The organism is Collimonas arenae (assembly GCF_000786695.1).
Lineage (GTDB): Bacteria > Pseudomonadota > Gammaproteobacteria > Burkholderiales > Burkholderiaceae_D > Collimonas > Collimonas arenae_A.
Genome location: NZ_CP009962.1, coordinates 446,000 through 460,653, shown reverse-complemented (window position 1 = coordinate 460,653; position 14,654 = coordinate 446,000). Strand labels below are relative to the sequence as shown.

The window sequence follows — 14,654 nt, the reverse complement described above, 5'->3', positions numbered from 1 at the left end:
AGTATTAGCGCCTTTTTGATCAACCCGATGTGCTGGGCGGCGATCTAGTGGGGCTCCTCTTACTGCATCGGATTCCTTGAGTTCTCACTCATGACGCTCCGAACGGCGTTGATTCAAATTCTTAAACCTTTTCGACCTTGTCGAATTCCAGCTCTACCGGTGTGGCGCGGCCAAAAATGGTGACGGTCACGCGCACGCGCGATTTTTCGTAGTTCACTTCTTCGACATTACCGTTGAAGTCGGTGAAAGCACCTTCCTTGATACGCACCAGCTCACCGACTTCATACAGAACCTTAGGCCGCGGCTTCTCAATACCGTCTTGCATCTGCTGCATGATCTTGTCGACTTCATGCTGCGGAATCGGCGTAGGCTTGTTCGACTTGCCGCCGATGAAACCGGTTACCTTGTTGGTGTTCTTTACCAGATGCCAGGTTTCGTCCGTCATTTCCATCTCAACCAGGACATAGCCCGGGAAGAAACGACGTTCGGTAACCGCCTTCTGGCCATTCTTAACTTCAATCACTTCTTCAGTCGGCACCAGGATCTGACCAAACTGCTCATCCATTCCAGCGCGTGTAATACGCTCGGCAAGCGCGCGTTGCACGCTCTTTTCCATACCGGAATAAGCATGCACCACATACCAGCGCTTTTTGCCCGCTGGCGCCGAAGGCGTTACAGCAGGCGGCGTTGCTTGCGCATCGTTTTGTGTGCTATCGCTCATTATTGTTTCCAACCCAATATTACGTCGTACAACAAGACCTCAAGGAGCTTATCGATGCCCCACAGGAAAATCGCCATCACCAGCACAAATGCGAAAACGATGGCAGTGATCTGCATCGCTTCCTTACGGGTTGGCCAGACTACCTTTTTTGTCTCACGGACGGCTTCTTTGGCGAAACCAACGAATTCACGGCCTTGAGTCGAAGTCCATGCGAGGGCGACTGCTACCACCAAGCCGGCAACCAGCGCACTAGTACGCACCAGACCAGACTGGCCCGACAAAAAATAAAAGCCGACAACGCCGGCGACGACAGCCAAAACTGCCAATATTACTTTGAGCTTGCTGCCGGATTCGCCGACAGTTTGCACAGGGTGGTTAGACATACGCGGCTTACTTTCAGTGACTTTCAGTACCCTACACCCGAATCGGTGGCAGGGGCGGAGGGCATCGAACCCCCAACCTCCGGTTTTGGAGACCGGCGCTCTGCCAATTGAGCTACACCCCTACGCTTAAAACACTTTTTGACCAGTTCGCTTGGCAACTTCGTGCAAGCTGATCAGACATTAACGCCGCGAGGCGGGATTTTCCCGGGTCGCGGCGATTACTGCTACTTCAATTACGCGTCAGGCAGGATCTTAGCAACAACGCCTGCACCAACAGTACGACCACCTTCGCGGATCGCGAAACGCAGACCTTCTTCCATCGCGATCGGGTTGATCAGCATTACTGTGATCGACACGTTATCGCCTGGCATCACCATTTCTTTATCCTTCGGCAACTCGATCGAACCAGTCACGTCCGTTGTACGGAAGTAGAACTGTGGACGATAGTTGTTGAAGAATGGTGTGTGACGGCCGCCTTCGTCTTTCGACAGAACATAGATCTCGCCAGTGAAATGCTTGTGTGGCTTGATCGAGTTCGGCTTGGCCAATACCTGGCCCCGCTCCACGTCTTCACGCTTGGTGCCGCGCAACAACACACCTACGTTGTCGCCTGCCTGACCTTGGTCCAGCAGCTTGCGGAACATTTCAACGCCAGTACATGTTGTATCTTGTGTATCACGGATACCAACGATTTGCAGTGCTTCGCCAACCTTGACGATACCGCGCTCGATACGGCCGGTTACAACAGTACCGCGACCCGAGATCGAGAATACGTCTTCCACTGGCAACAGGAAGTGACCGTCAACAGCACGTTCCGGTGTCGGGATGTAGGTATCCAGCGCTTCAGCCAGAGCCATGATCGCTTGCTCGCCCAATGGGCCAGTGTCGCCTTCCAGAGCCAGCTTCGCCGAACCCTTGATGATTGGCAGGTCGTCGCCTGGGAAATCATACTTGGTCAGCAGTTCGCGCACTTCCATTTCAACCAGCTCGAGCAACTCTTCGTCGTCGACCATGTCCGCTTTGTTCAGGAACACGATGATGTATGGCACGCCAACCTGACGCGACAACAGGATGTGCTCACGAGTCTGTGGCATTGGGCCGTCAGCTGCCGAACATACCAGGATCGCACCGTCCATCTGTGCCGCACCGGTGATCATGTTTTTCACATAGTCAGCATGGCCTGGGCAGTCAACGTGCGCGTAGTGGCGGTTGGCAGTTTCGTATTCAACGTGTGCAGTGTTGATCGTGATGCCGCGCGCTTTTTCTTCTGGCGCTGCGTCAATCTGATCGTACGCTTTGGCTTCGCCGCCAAATTTCTTCGACAATACTGTCGCGATCGCTGCTGTCAGCGTGGTCTTGCCGTGGTCGACGTGGCCGATAGTGCCGACGTTGACGTGCGGCTTGGTCCGCTCAAACTTGCCTTTTGCCATCTTAGACTCCTAAAGATTTGATGAGAATGTTCAGGCCAGCGCCCGACCGTCTTACAGATTGAAAACTCGAATCAGCAGTATTCTTACTACTACCCGAATCCATAGTGACATCCAACTTTTACGACGCCAATGCCAGCGCCGCAAACAAAACCGAGATACTAAATCTGGTGCCCTTGACGTGGATCGAACACGTGGCCTCTCCCTTACCAAGGGAGTGCTCTACCACTGAGCTACAAGGGCTATGCTGTCCGCGTGTTTTTATTATTAACAACACGCCCAACTTAATATTCTTGCAAAATCTACTGGAGCGGGTGAAGGGAATCGAACCCTCGTCATAAGCTTGGAAGGCTTCAGCTCTACCATTGAGCTACACCCGCGAGATCACTTCAATTCAGCTCACTTCACTTCTACCGCTACAACAATTTTTACTGCAACTGCCTTTTACTTCTTCCCAAAATGGTGGAGAGGGCTGGATTCGAACCAGCGTACTCGTAAGAGGGCAGATTTACAGTCTGCTGCCATTAACCACTCGGCCACCTCTCCGCAGGGAACCCCAGATTATAGTAAAGCACCCTTTGAGTGTCAACTGCGGAAATCGATTTCTTCTAAATATTTCTTAGTTTTTTCAATTTCCCCGCTGCAATGACATCGGGCCCGGCCGGAATCGGGAAAAGTGCGTTTCAACACTTCACCAGCCAAGGCGCGAGATAATATCAGAAACGCGTCTCGCGTGCAGCTCTTAAAAATCCATCGAGGATTGGCGTGCAATCCAGCAACTGCGGACCGCCGGCACGGTGGAATTCCGGGTGCCATTGCAAACCCATGACAAAAGATGCCTTGCGATAACGAATTGCCTCCACGATATTGTCGCTGCCGGAGATGGCTTCCACTGTCAGGTCCCGTCCCAGGTCACGTACAGCCTGGTGGTGGATGGAATTCACCACCCACTCGCTTTGCTCGCCGCCATGGGCATTGAATAAAGTTGCCAAAGAGGAACCTGGCGGGAACTGGATCGCATGGTGCAAGCGATCGTACTCATCGTTCACGTGCTTGATCGATGTCGGCACATCGGTTGCGATGTCCTGGTACAAGGTGCCGCCAAACGCCACGTTGATTAACTGGCAACCGCGGCAAATCCCCAGCACCGGCTTGCCGGCTTCAATGAATTCATGCAGCAGCTCCAGCTCGTACATATCGCGTACCCGATCGCCGCCCCACTCCGGCCGGGTTGCGGCTTGGGCATAGCTTTGCGGCGATACGTCGGCACCGCCCTGCAACACCAGGCCATCCAGATGCTTGGCGTAATCGCGCAGGCGAATCGAGCTGGGATGGACCAGACCGTTTGTGTTGACCGTAGGAATCATAAACACCAACACATTGCGCGACATTACCCACTGTGCGATCGATTCCTCCAGATATTGCAAGGTACGGCCACGCAAGCCTTTGGCGCCTTCTTCCGGATGGAAGATCCGCGCGGAAATGCCGATCTTCAAGGTCCGCTGCATCATGCGCCGGCCGGCTTTGTCGGACAGCGCACGGAACCGCGCCGCAATCAGCTTCCAGGTTTGCGGCCAGGGGGCGGAATCATCGGCTGCCTTGAATCCGCCTGCTGCGGCAGGTTGCGGCTGAGCTGCCGCCGCTTGCGGTCGCTCTTGCGCGGCTTCCTTGACAGCGTCCGGAACCGGCGCGGCCGGGCCGGATTCAGCGGAAATGATTTGTTTGGTTTCGATCGCTCCCTCGGGAACGGATTGGGCAGGATCGCTGGTCGGATCACTCGGTTTATTGTCAGACATATTTGTTAGGAATTGTCAGAAGTAAAAATGTTTGAGAAAGTACTGCTAGCATGTGGCTGCAAACAAAACAGCGCGTCGCCACGAGAGGCCGGTCAAAAACTGCTTGCCAAAGTATAGGCCCGATTGGTGTGTGAGCATTGTTTTCGTGATCAGTTCATCCTGAATTTCCTGTCGACTCAGCCGTTTCCCCTTATTTTTATCGATTCCGTCCAGAACCGCCATCGCCGACCATGACCAAACCGCCGCAAACCCTGATCCTGTACGCACATCCGACGCCGCACCACTCGCGCGCCAACCGGCGCATGGCCGAAGCCGCCGCCAAAGTGCCGAATGTCAAAGTACATGATCTCTATGAGCTATACCCCGACTTCCATATCCCTGTACGGCGCGAGCAAGCCCTGTTGCAAGAAGCGGACCTGGTCGTGTTCCAGCACCCGATCCAGTGGTACAGCATGCCGGCGCTGCTGAAACAATGGGTCGATTCGGTCTTCACGCCCGGCTGGGCCTACGGCCCTGGCGGCGACGCCTTGCACGGCAAGGATTTCTGGCTGGTCGCCACGCTAGGCGGCTCAGAGCGCTCGTATCAAGCCGAAGGACATAACCTGATGCCCTTCTCCGCTTTCCTCCCTGCGTTCCAGCAAACCGCGCAGCTGTGCGGCATGAACTGGCTGCCGCCACATTTGTTGTTTGGCGCACACCAAGTCAACCAGCAGACCCTGGCGGCGTATATCGAAACCTACCGCAAGCGTCTGGCGAACTATCCGAACTGGCCTGAGTTGCTGGCTGCAAATTCAACCACATCACTCACCGGCAACTGAGCATCATGGAAAATAATCTTTTATTCAACGGCTTGATTTACCTGGCGGCAGCAGTCGTAGCGGTGCCGATCGCCAAACGTCTGGGGCTGGGAGCTGTGCTCGGCTATCTGCTGGCAGGCATGACGATCGGGCCGTGGGGCCTGCGCCTGATCGATAACGTCGAAGACATCCTCCATTTCTCCGAATTCGGCGTCGTGTTGCTATTGTTTATGATCGGTCTGGAGCTGGACCCCAAGCGCTTGTGGTCGCTGCGGCGCTCGATTTTCGGTTGGGGCACGGCACAGGTGTCCATGGTGTCGCTAGCGCTGTTTGGCGCAGCTGTCGCCGTCGGCGTCGATTGGAAAACTGCTCTGATCGCAGCGCTCGGCATGTCGCTGTCCTCCACCGCGATCGCCCTCGCCACCATCAATGAGCGCAAATTAACGACGACGCCTGCAGGCCGCGCCGGATTTGCGATCCTGCTGTTCCAGGACATCGCCGCGATCCCGATGATCGCCATCGTGCCGGTATTGGGCGTGGCGGTCGCGCATGGAAGCGGCGAAGGCTGGATCGGCGGTCTCAAGGTGGTGGCGGTGATCGCCACGCTGATCGTCGGCGGCCGCTACCTGATTCGCCCTCTCCTGCGGCTGATTGCGCGCACCGAACTGCGCGAAATCTTCACCGCCTTTGCGCTATTGCTGGTGATCGCTATCGGTCTGCTGATGGAATCGGTCGGCATGTCGATGGCTTTAGGCAGCTTCCTGGCTGGCGTGCTGCTGGCCGATTCGGAATACCGACACGCGCTGGAAACCGATCTGGAGCCGTTCAAAGGCTTGCTGTTGGGACTGTTCTTTATTGCCGTCGGCATGTCGGTCGACTTCGGCTTGCTGCTGACCAAGCCATGGCTGATCCTGGGGCTGGTGGCCGGCTTCCTAGTTATCAAGCTGACTGTGCTATACCTGCTCAGCAAGGTCTTCCAGATCGCCCGCGCCCAGCAATTCCTGTTTGCGGCGTTGCTGTCGCAAGGCGGGGAATTTGCTTTTGTGGTGTTCGGCGCGGCCGCCACCGCACGTGTGTTTTCGGAAGAAACCTCGTCAATCCTGGTAGTGGTAGTGGCCTTGTCAATGGTGACCACGCCTTTGCTGCTAGTGTTGTACGACAAAGTCATCGCGCCTTACTTCCTGAAAGCGCAAAAACGTCCCGATGACGACATCGACGACAACGAAAACCCGGTGATCATTGCAGGCTTCGGCCGCTTCGGCCAAATCATCGGCCGTCTGCTGCATGCCAACAAGATCGGCCTGACCGTGCTGGATCACGACCCCGACCAGATCGAACTGCTGCGCCGTTTCGGCTTCAAGGTGTTCTACGGTGACGCCACCCGCATCGATCTGATGCATGCGGCCGGCATCGCCAACGCGCGCTTGCTGGTGGTGGCGCTGGACGATATCGAAGGCAGCCTGAAACTGGTGGAGGCGGTGCGCCACGAATTTCCCGACTTGCAAATCATCGCTCGGGCACGCAACGTCACACATTACTTTGACTTGATGGACCTGGGCGTCACCGTGATCGAACGGGAAACCTTCGAATCGGCGCTGCTGCTGGGCCGCGAAGCCTTGCGCCAGCTTGGTTTCGGCGCCTATCGCGCGCGCCAGGCAGCCATGAAATTCCGTGCGCATAATTTGCAAACCCTGCACGACATGTATCCGCATCAAAAAGACCAGCAGCAAATCGTCTCCATCGCCAAGCAGGCGCGCGAAGAACTCGAAGAAATGTTTGCGCATGACCGCATCTTGCGCGAGGATATGCCCGCCAGCGGCTGGGACGACGAGGTATTGCCGCTGGATCAACCTACAAAGGAAGCACAATGATCACGATTTATCACAACCAGCGCTGCTCGAAATCGCGCGAGGCGTTGGCGATTGCCGAGCAATTCAGCAACACGCGCAAGCTCAAACTGGAAGTAATCGATTACCAGAAGACGCCGCTGACGCTGGCCCAATTGCAGGCTTTGCATCGAACCTTGGGAGGTCCCGTTAGCGCCATGCTGCGCGACAATGAACCTGAATATGCAGCGCTCGATCTCGCGCAAGCCGATGACGCAGCGTTGCTGGAAGCGCTGGCAGCGCATCCGAAACTGCTGCAGCGGCCGATTGTGGTTTACCAAAAGCACGCAGTGATTGCCCGGCCGCCGGAGTTGGTCAATCCATTGTTTGGCATTTGACCTGAGATAACCTGCGAGAACCGGTGATACTAAGCCGATTAAGCCGATGTTTTAAAGTATCCGCACCAGCAGGAAAATCACCACCGACAACAAGACGGTCGAAGCGAACGGCAGCGAAAATTTCCTGCCGAACAAGGTGAAGCGCACATCGCCGGGCAGGCGCCCGAGGCCGAGTTTTTCCAGCCAGGGCAAGGTGCTGGAAAACACGATTACGGCGACGAAGATCACCAGCATCCAGCGGATCATGTCAGACCTTCAAGGAAGATAGTCATAGTCAGGCTTAGACTTACAGGCGATGGCTACGGTCATGGCGGCTGAAGCGCTCGGGTAATTCCGCCGCCATGCCCACTACCAGCACCTTGAACAGCTCGCCCATCTCGGCCGGCGACACCAATTTTTGCATGGCATTGGCTTGCGGCAGGTATTGCAAGGCGTTTTCCGGCGATGTGCGTAATAACAATTGGCCAATTCCGGCTTCCAGCAGAAATGCCGCCTGGCTGCTGTAACCCAGCAGTTCCAGCCCCGAATCCAGGGCGGCCACTGCCATCGCCGTGAAATCCACGTGCGCGGTCACATCCTGCAAACCCGGCATATAGAAAGGATCTGGATGCGCATGATGGCGGTAATGGCACATCAAGGTGCCCTGGTCACGCTGCTGCAGATAATATTCCGCTGCCGGGAAGCCGTAATCGAAGAAGATGGCGACGCCGCCTCGCCCGGCTTTCAGCATCGCTCCCAACGAGTGCATGAAGCCGATGGCGACCGGGTGTACTTCCGTCAGATGGCCCGGCGTCAGCGTATCGGCCTCAGGAATCTGGGCAATCAGCGCTGGATCGGCAGGCCGGTCGATATAGATAAATTGATCATTACCCGACAGGCCGACACCACGCTGCTGCCAGCCCTGCCCTTGCTCGCCCAGCACCACCAGTTCCACCGGCATGGCGTCCAGCACCTCGTTGCCGAGCACCACGCCGGAAAACGCTTCGGGTAAGCGGTCCAGCCACTGCACTTGCGGAAATTCACGCAATTTCAGTTGCTGGCGTGCGCGCAGTTCTGCTGACAATTCGACAATGTAATAGCCCTGCAACGCGCTTTTTTCATCGGAACCGGCCGCCAGCTCACTCAAGATATCGAAAGCCAGTTGGCCGCTGCCGGCGCCAAATTCGAGTATCTGTGGCTGCAGCGATGGCGACGAAGTGAACAATTCTGTTGCCAAATGCGCCAAAGCTGCGCCAAAAAGCGGCGTAATTTCGGGCGCGGTTGTAAAATCACCGTCTTTGCCCAATTTTGCTGCGCCGCCGCTGTAATAACCGAGATCCGGCGCGTACAGCAACAGTTCCATATAACGTGCGAACGAAATCCAGCCCTGTTGCAGGCGGATTTCAGTGGCGATCAGGTTGTGTAACAGGCGCGATGCGCGCTGTGCTTCGACCGAAGCTTCGGGTAATTGCAGTTGCATGCCGCTATTGTAGGAGATAACGCCAGAGCGTAAAGCACTCGATGCTAAGAGGCTGTTGAAAAATTAAGATGGCTAAGCGCTCCGACCAAGACAGTACGAGTAGTACGGCTAGGAGAAGCAACAACGCCAGGTTAATTTTTCAATAGCCTCTAAAGTTTAATCAGCGCCTGCGTCCACAATATGCACGAAGCCATTAATTGCCAACAACAAAACATGAGGTACCATGCCAAAGCCAGTCCATCAGCCTCACGCCGTAGCCCTTGTCACTGACGCCGCCAATGCGGTCGGCCGTGCCATTGCTCTGGCGCTGGCGCGTGCGGGATGGCAACTGGCGCTTCATTACCAGGAAGACCAGCCGCCGGCACCGCTCACGGCCCTTGTGCAGGAATGCCAGGCATTAGGCGCGCAAGCTGTCGCCGTCGGCTGTCGTTTGAACCAGGAAAGCCAGATCAGCACGCTGCTGCCGCGTGTTGCGGCGGCGCTGGGCGAGGTTCGTTGCATTGTCAACAACGACAGCCATGTCGAACAAGATAGTCCTGCCGCGTTTTCCTCCGCCGGACTGGCCCGGCACATGCAAGGCAACCTGGCCGCACCGCTCCAACTGGCGCAGGAACTGTATGCGGCGATGCTAAAGACGCCTGGCGCGCAGGCAGTCGTAATCAACCTGCTGGACCAGAAGCTGTTCAATCCGCAGCCGGATTTTTTATCCTATACTTTGTCCAAAGCCGCGCTACACAGCGCCACCACCTTGCTGGCGCAGGCCTTCGCGCCGCAGGTACGGGTAGTCGGCATCGCCCCGGCGCTGGCCGTGACCGACGCCGGTGGCCAAACATTGGCGCTGCAAGCCGCCAATCCCGCCACATTGGAAGATATCGCAGCGACAGTCTGTTTTGTCGCTGCCTCCTCCGCCATTACCGGCAGTACGCTGCTGGTCGATGGCGGCCAACATTTGCAAACTCATCCACGGGACAAGGCCGCCGCATCAGGCCAACCGTTCCAACCTCACTGAAAAAGCCATGCTCTCTGCACTCATCCATCCCGACCTTAGCGATTGCCGTCGCCTGTTCCTGCGCGACTACGAAGTGCAGATCAATATCGGCGTCTACGAATCCGAAAAACAAGGCACGCAGCGCGCGCTGATCAATGTCGACCTGTTTGTGCCGTTGGCCCTGTCGACACCGACCAAAGACCATATGGATGACGTGCTGGATTACAATTTCATGCGCAATACCGTGGCCAAGCGCATGGCACAAGGCCATATCCATTTGCAGGAAACCCTGTGCGACGACCTCGTCAGCGCCTTGCTGGCGCATCCACGGGTACGCGCGGTGCGGGTGTCGTCTGAAAAACCCGATGCCTACCCGGACTGCCGCTCGGTCGGCGTCGAAGTATTCCGCATCAAGCCGAAAGCCTGAGTTTGAATCACCATGAATGACCTATTGAAGCAGGAAGTCCTTATGCAAGACCAACCATTGGCGCAAGCGCTGGCCGACACTGTCGCCCCGAACCAGAAAAGCATCGAAAAGATCGCCCACGAAAACAACAAGCTGCATAAGCGCTTGTGCCGCCAGGTCGGCCAGGCAATCGGCGATTTCAACATGATCGAAGACGGCGACAAGGTGATGGTCTGCCTGTCCGGCGGCAAAGATAGCTACGCCCTGCTGGATATCCTGATGACCTTGCGCGAGCGGGCGCCGATCAATTTCGAGATCGTGGCGGTCAACCTGGACCAGAAACAGCCGAATTTCCCCGATCACATTCTGCCGGCCTACCTGGAAAAACTGGGCGTCGCCTATCACATCGAAAACCAGGATACCTACAGCATCGTCAAGCGCCTGATCCCGGAGGGCAAGACCACTTGCTCGCTGTGTTCACGGCTGCGGCGCGGCATCCTGTACCGGGTCGCCACCGAACTGGGTGCGACCAAGGTCGCTCTCGGCCATCACCGCGACGACATCATGGAAACCTTTTTCCTCAACATGTTTTTCGGCGGCAAACTGAAGAGCATGCCGGCCAAGCTGCAATCGGACGACGGCAAGCAGATCGTCATCCGGCCATTGGCCTACGTCAAGGAAGCCGACCTGATCCGCTATGCCGAGGTCAAGCAGTTTCCGATCATCCCCTGCGATCTGTGCGGCAGCCAGGAAAACCTGCAGCGCAAGCAGATCAAGGGCATGTTGCGCGAATGGGAAAAGAAATTCCCGGGCCGGGTCGACAATGTCTTCGCCTCGCTGTCGACAGTGGCGCCGTCACATCTGATGGACCGCAACCTGTTCGGCTTCACAGGACTCAAGGCAAGCGGCATCGCCGATCCGAACGGCGATATCGCGTTTGACGACGATCCTTGCTCGACGCCGGCCAGCGCTAACGTGGCCAGCATCATTCCGCTGCACGCGGTCGATTGAACGTCAAAGCGTTAACGTATCGATGCGTTGATCAAGCAGCAGTATTGAATTAACCCTCAGAGCTATATAATTAAAGTGGACGAGCGGCGGTCGGATGGATAAGTAGCTATTTCGTCACCGCTTCGTCTGCAACTATAAACAGGAGAAGCGCAATGGCAGGGTCCTATGTACTCAAGAAGTCTGTAGATGGACAGTTTTACTTCCTGCTCTACTCTGACGACGGCGAAGTCGTGCTCAACAGCGAAATGTACGTCGCCAAGGCCTCCGCCGAAAACGGCATCGCTTCGGTGCAAAACAACAGCACGCAAGATGATCGCTATAGCCGCAACCAGGCTTCCAACGGCAAATTCTATTTCAACCTGAAAGCCGCCAATCACCAGGTCATCGGCAGCAGCCAGATGTACAGCACCACCAGCGCCCGCGACGCCGGCATCAACGCCGTCAAGAAAAACGGCCCCAATACCAATGTGAAAGACGAAGCCTGACCCTTCGCGGCAGGCGGCCTGCAACCTCCGGGAGCGGCTTGCGGCGGGTATATTGCAAGTATTTGTAATCCCTGTATTCATTCCGTACGGCTTTTCGTTTAATACCGAGGATCTTTCTCTGGAGACATAAATGAACCGTCGTCGTTTTCAACGTTATTTGGTATTGTCAGCCGTAGCAGCAGCGACCGTGTCGCTGGCCGGCTGTGTAGTGGAACCGCCCCGCACACAGGTCGTATACCGCGAAGTCAAAGTCGTGCAAGCGCCGCCTGCGCCGCTGGTTGAAGTGCTGCCGCCGGCGCCCTATCCTGATTCTTACTGGATCCCTGGTCACTGGAAGTGGGAAAACAACCGCTTTGTCTGGAACAACGGTCACTGGGAACAGTCCCGCGCCAATATGGTTTTCCAGCACGCTTACTGGAGCAATGACGGCGGTCAATGGGTATTCCATCCTGGCCGCTGGGTGCAGATCAACAATACTTACAACGCCGCGCCGATCGTGATCAATGTTGCGCCGCCGCCGCCACGGATCGAGGTCATGCCCCCGGCGCCGAGTCCTGACCACGTCTGGATCGGCGGCTACTGGCGCTGGAACAACGGCCGCCATGACTGGATCAACGGCCACTGGGAAGCGCGCCGCGACGGTTATTTCTGGGCGCCGGGCCACTGGGTCCGCAATGGCAACAACTGGGCCTTCTCCGGCGGTTTCTGGCAGCACTATTAACTGGCTTAGCTAGCGCGGCGCGCGACGTATGCCGCCCCGCATGTCGTCCCGTACATCGCCCCATTACCGCTAATCCGGTCCTGGGGCGATTTAGTTTCGGCAAATTGTTGTGCAATCGGTATCGGCGCCAATGCCGACAGCACTGCGCATGCTAGAATTTCCCACCCGCCGTTTCCACTTCCCTTTCTATATTGACCATGAACATTGTCATTCTCGCTGCCGGCATGGGCAAGCGCATGCAGTCCGCACTCCCCAAGGTGTTGCATCCCCTGGCGGGCAAGCCGTTGCTATCGCATGTGATCACGGCGGCGCGCGCGCTGTCTCCCACTACTCTGTGCGTAATCTACGGCCATGGCGGCGATGCCGTGCCGCGCTCGCTGGCTGCTGACGACCTGGTCTTCGCCAAGCAAGAGCCGCAACTGGGCACCGGCCACGCCGTGGCGCAAGCCGCTGCGCACCTGGACGATGTGGTGCCGACGCTGGTGCTCTACGGCGACGTACCGCTGATTGCCAGCAACACGCTGCAACGCCTCATCGACAGTGCGGGCGCCGACAAGCTGGCGGTGCTGACAGTCGATATGGAAGACCCTACCGGCTACGGCCGCATCGTCCGCGAACAAGGCAAGATCACCAGCATCGTCGAACAGAAAGACGCGACGCCGGAACAGCGCGCCATCCGTGAATGCAACACCGGCATCATGGTCGCCCCGACAGTGCAACTGAAAAAATGGCTGGCCGGACTCTCCAATAACAACGCGCAAGGCGAATATTATCTGACCGACATCGTCGCCAGCGCCGTCGCCGACGGCACGCCGGTCGTCTCGGCGCAGCCCGATGCGATAGCGGAAACCCTGGGCGTCAACAGCAAGGTGCAGCTGGCCGAACTGGAGCGCATCCACCAGCGCAACATCGCCAACCGCTTGCTGGAACAAGGCGTGACCTTGCTTGATCCGGCCCGCCTGGATGTGCGCGGCACGCTGCAATGCGGCCGCGATGTCAGCATCGATATCGGTTGCATCTTCGAAGGCGAAGTCAGCATCGAAGACGGCGCGGTGATCGGCGCCCATTGCGTGATCAAGAACGCCCGCATCGGCCGCGACGCCAACATCAAACCCTTCTGCCATATAGAAGATGCAATCGTCGGCGCGGCTTCGCAAATCGGCCCGTATGCACGCCTGCGCCCCGGCACCGAACTCGGCGAAGACGTCCACATCGGTAATTTCGTCGAAGTCAAAAACAGCCAGGTCGCGGCGCACAGCAAGGCCAATCACCTGGCCTATGTCGGTGATGCCACAGTAGGAACGCGAGTGAATATCGGCGCCGGCACCATTACCTGCAACTACGACGGCGCCAATAAATTCCGCACCATCATCGAAGACGACGCCTTCATCGGCAGCGACAGCCAACTGGTAGCGCCTGTGCGCGTCGGCAAAGGCGCCACGCTCGGTGCCGGCACCACGCTGACCAAGGATGCGCCGGAAGGCAAGCTGACCGTATCGCGGTCACGCCAGGTCACGATTGATGGCTGGCAACGGCCTGTGAAGATCAAGAAGTAAGTAAGAAATAAGTACGAAGCAAATAACAAACAAATAAGAAACAAGCAGTAAATCAGCAAGCCATGGATAGCCACCGGTTTCGACCGGCGCTATCCATTTTTTTATACCGCCAGCCGGGTATCGAATTTGCTGCGGTGGATCGAGAAGTAAGTCCGCACATTGCGCACATTCTTCTGCGCGGCAAACAACTGGTGCGCCAGTGCATGGTAGGCCGCCATGTCCGCCACTTGCACCACCAGCACAAAATCCGGCCCGGGCGAAACCCGATAGCATTGCAGCAGCATCGGCTCAGCCGCCACCAGCGCCTCGAACTCCACCAAACGCTCATCCGCCTGATTGTCCAGCGTGACTTCGACAATCGCAGTAAGTCCAGCCCCCACCTTGTCCGGTGCGATGATCGCCACCTGCCGCAAGATGACGCCGGCATCGGTCAAACGCTTGACACGCCGCAAACAGGTCGGCGGCGACGCATGCACCTGTTGCGCCAGTTGATGATTCGTTTGTGAAGCATCCAGCTGCAATGCGTTCAAGATGCGCTTATCGAGCTCGTCTAAAACAATGTCCATGGTGCGATATGCAATTTATGAGATATTTATAAATAAAAATGAAATAATATTTCACAAAATGTATACAGTGAAATAATAATCCAAATAATAACAAATATAGACATCTTATTTCAC

The 14,654-nt window shown here is 56.6% G+C and carries 16 protein-coding genes and 4 tRNA genes; 9 read left to right on the top strand and 11 right to left on the bottom strand.

The window, feature by feature from the left end; all coding sequences use genetic code 11:
* Positions 1-121 precede the first annotated feature (121 nt).
* The 8 genes from nusG to LT85_RS01890 all read right to left on the bottom strand — a co-directional run bounded on the left by nusG (position 122) and on the right by LT85_RS01890 (position 4,327).
* Entirely contained in the window at positions 122-721 is a 600-nt protein-coding gene (gene nusG, locus LT85_RS01925) for a transcription termination/antitermination protein NusG (protein ID WP_038484618.1), read from the bottom strand.
* Positions 721-1,104 carry a preprotein translocase subunit SecE gene (gene secE / locus LT85_RS01920; RefSeq protein WP_038484614.1) on the bottom strand — a complete coding sequence of 128 codons (384 nt, stop codon included), beginning with the start codon at positions 1,102-1,104 and terminating at the stop codon, positions 721-723. Before secE ends, nusG begins: the two co-directional genes overlap by 1 nt.
* Before the next feature lie 46 nt (positions 1,105-1,150).
* Positions 1,151-1,226, bottom strand: a tRNA-Trp gene (locus LT85_RS01915).
* A gap of 111 nt (positions 1,227-1,337) precedes the next feature.
* Positions 1,338-2,534 carry an elongation factor Tu gene (gene tuf / locus LT85_RS01910; protein ID WP_038484611.1) on the bottom strand — a complete coding sequence of 399 codons (1,197 nt, stop codon included), beginning with the start codon at positions 2,532-2,534 and terminating at the stop codon, positions 1,338-1,340.
* Positions 2,535-2,699: 165 nt separating this feature from the next.
* Positions 2,700-2,774, bottom strand: a tRNA-Thr gene (locus tag LT85_RS01905).
* A 63-nt stretch (positions 2,775-2,837) separates the two neighbouring features.
* Positions 2,838-2,911, bottom strand: a tRNA-Gly gene (locus tag LT85_RS01900).
* A gap of 80 nt (positions 2,912-2,991) precedes the next feature.
* Positions 2,992-3,077, bottom strand: a tRNA-Tyr gene (locus LT85_RS01895).
* 170 nt (positions 3,078-3,247) lie between these two features.
* Positions 3,248-4,327 carry a gamma-glutamyl-gamma-aminobutyrate hydrolase family protein gene (locus LT85_RS01890; RefSeq protein WP_038484608.1) on the bottom strand — a complete coding sequence of 360 codons (1,080 nt, stop codon included), beginning with the start codon at positions 4,325-4,327 and terminating at the stop codon, positions 3,248-3,250.
* A 230-nt stretch (positions 4,328-4,557) separates the two neighbouring features.
* Between LT85_RS01890 and LT85_RS01885 the strand changes: the two genes are divergently transcribed.
* Genes LT85_RS01885 through LT85_RS01875 form a run of 3 tightly spaced genes read left to right on the top strand, consistent with a single transcriptional unit; the run spans position 4,558 to position 7,348 of the window.
* Positions 4,558-5,145, top strand: coding sequence for an NAD(P)H-dependent oxidoreductase (locus LT85_RS01885; RefSeq protein WP_038484605.1), 588 nt, complete (start codon positions 4,558-4,560; stop codon positions 5,143-5,145).
* Positions 5,146-5,150: 5 nt separating this feature from the next.
* Positions 5,151-6,995: a glutathione-regulated potassium-efflux system protein KefC gene (gene kefC, locus LT85_RS01880; protein WP_038484602.1), complete on the top strand. Its 1,845-nt coding sequence runs from the start codon at positions 5,151-5,153 to the stop codon at positions 6,993-6,995.
* Complete coding sequence (locus LT85_RS01875) at positions 6,992-7,348, top strand: ArsC/Spx/MgsR family protein (RefSeq protein WP_038484599.1); 357 nt, start codon at positions 6,992-6,994, stop codon at positions 7,346-7,348. The genes kefC and LT85_RS01875 overlap by 4 nt, the downstream gene beginning before the upstream one ends.
* 51 nt (positions 7,349-7,399) lie before the next feature.
* On the opposite strand, the gene LT85_RS01870 is transcribed toward LT85_RS01875, so the two are convergent.
* A complete protein-coding gene (locus LT85_RS01870; RefSeq protein WP_038484596.1) occupies positions 7,400-7,594 on the bottom strand; it encodes a DUF2905 domain-containing protein in 195 nt (64 codons plus the stop codon).
* Between the two features lie 40 nt (positions 7,595-7,634).
* The gene (locus tag LT85_RS01865) at positions 7,635-8,807 is read right to left on the bottom strand and encodes a class I SAM-dependent methyltransferase (RefSeq protein WP_038484591.1); all 1,173 of its coding nucleotides are present in this window, start codon (positions 8,805-8,807) and stop codon (positions 7,635-7,637) included.
* Between the two features lie 223 nt (positions 8,808-9,030).
* Here LT85_RS01865 and LT85_RS01860 point away from each other — a divergent pair, with 223 nt between their 5' ends.
* The 6 genes from LT85_RS01860 to glmU all read left to right on the top strand — a co-directional run bounded on the left by LT85_RS01860 (position 9,031) and on the right by glmU (position 13,974).
* A complete protein-coding gene (locus LT85_RS01860; protein WP_038484587.1) occupies positions 9,031-9,816 on the top strand; it encodes an SDR family NAD(P)-dependent oxidoreductase in 786 nt (261 codons plus the stop codon).
* Between the two features lie 7 nt (positions 9,817-9,823).
* Positions 9,824-10,222, top strand: a complete 399-nt coding sequence (locus LT85_RS01855; RefSeq protein WP_038484584.1) for a dihydroneopterin aldolase — start codon at positions 9,824-9,826, stop codon at positions 10,220-10,222.
* A gap of 42 nt (positions 10,223-10,264) precedes the next feature.
* Entirely contained in the window at positions 10,265-11,212 is a 948-nt protein-coding gene (ttcA, locus tag LT85_RS01850; RefSeq protein ID WP_253273644.1) for a tRNA 2-thiocytidine(32) synthetase TtcA, read from the top strand.
* A 152-nt stretch (positions 11,213-11,364) separates the two neighbouring features.
* The gene (locus LT85_RS01845) at positions 11,365-11,697 is read left to right on the top strand and encodes a YegP family protein (protein ID WP_038484578.1); all 333 of its coding nucleotides are present in this window, start codon (positions 11,365-11,367) and stop codon (positions 11,695-11,697) included.
* A gap of 130 nt (positions 11,698-11,827) precedes the next feature.
* Entirely contained in the window at positions 11,828-12,418 is a 591-nt protein-coding gene (locus LT85_RS01840; protein WP_038484576.1) for a YXWGXW repeat-containing protein, read from the top strand.
* Positions 12,419-12,615: 197 nt separating this feature from the next.
* Entirely contained in the window at positions 12,616-13,974 is a 1,359-nt protein-coding gene (gene glmU, locus LT85_RS01835; protein ID WP_038484573.1) for a bifunctional UDP-N-acetylglucosamine diphosphorylase/glucosamine-1-phosphate N-acetyltransferase GlmU, read from the top strand.
* Between the two features lie 101 nt (positions 13,975-14,075).
* Here glmU and LT85_RS01830 read toward each other — a convergent pair whose 3' ends face one another.
* Complete coding sequence (locus LT85_RS01830) at positions 14,076-14,540, bottom strand: Lrp/AsnC family transcriptional regulator (RefSeq protein ID WP_038484570.1); 465 nt, start codon at positions 14,538-14,540, stop codon at positions 14,076-14,078.
* Between the last annotated feature and the right edge of the window lie 114 nt (positions 14,541-14,654).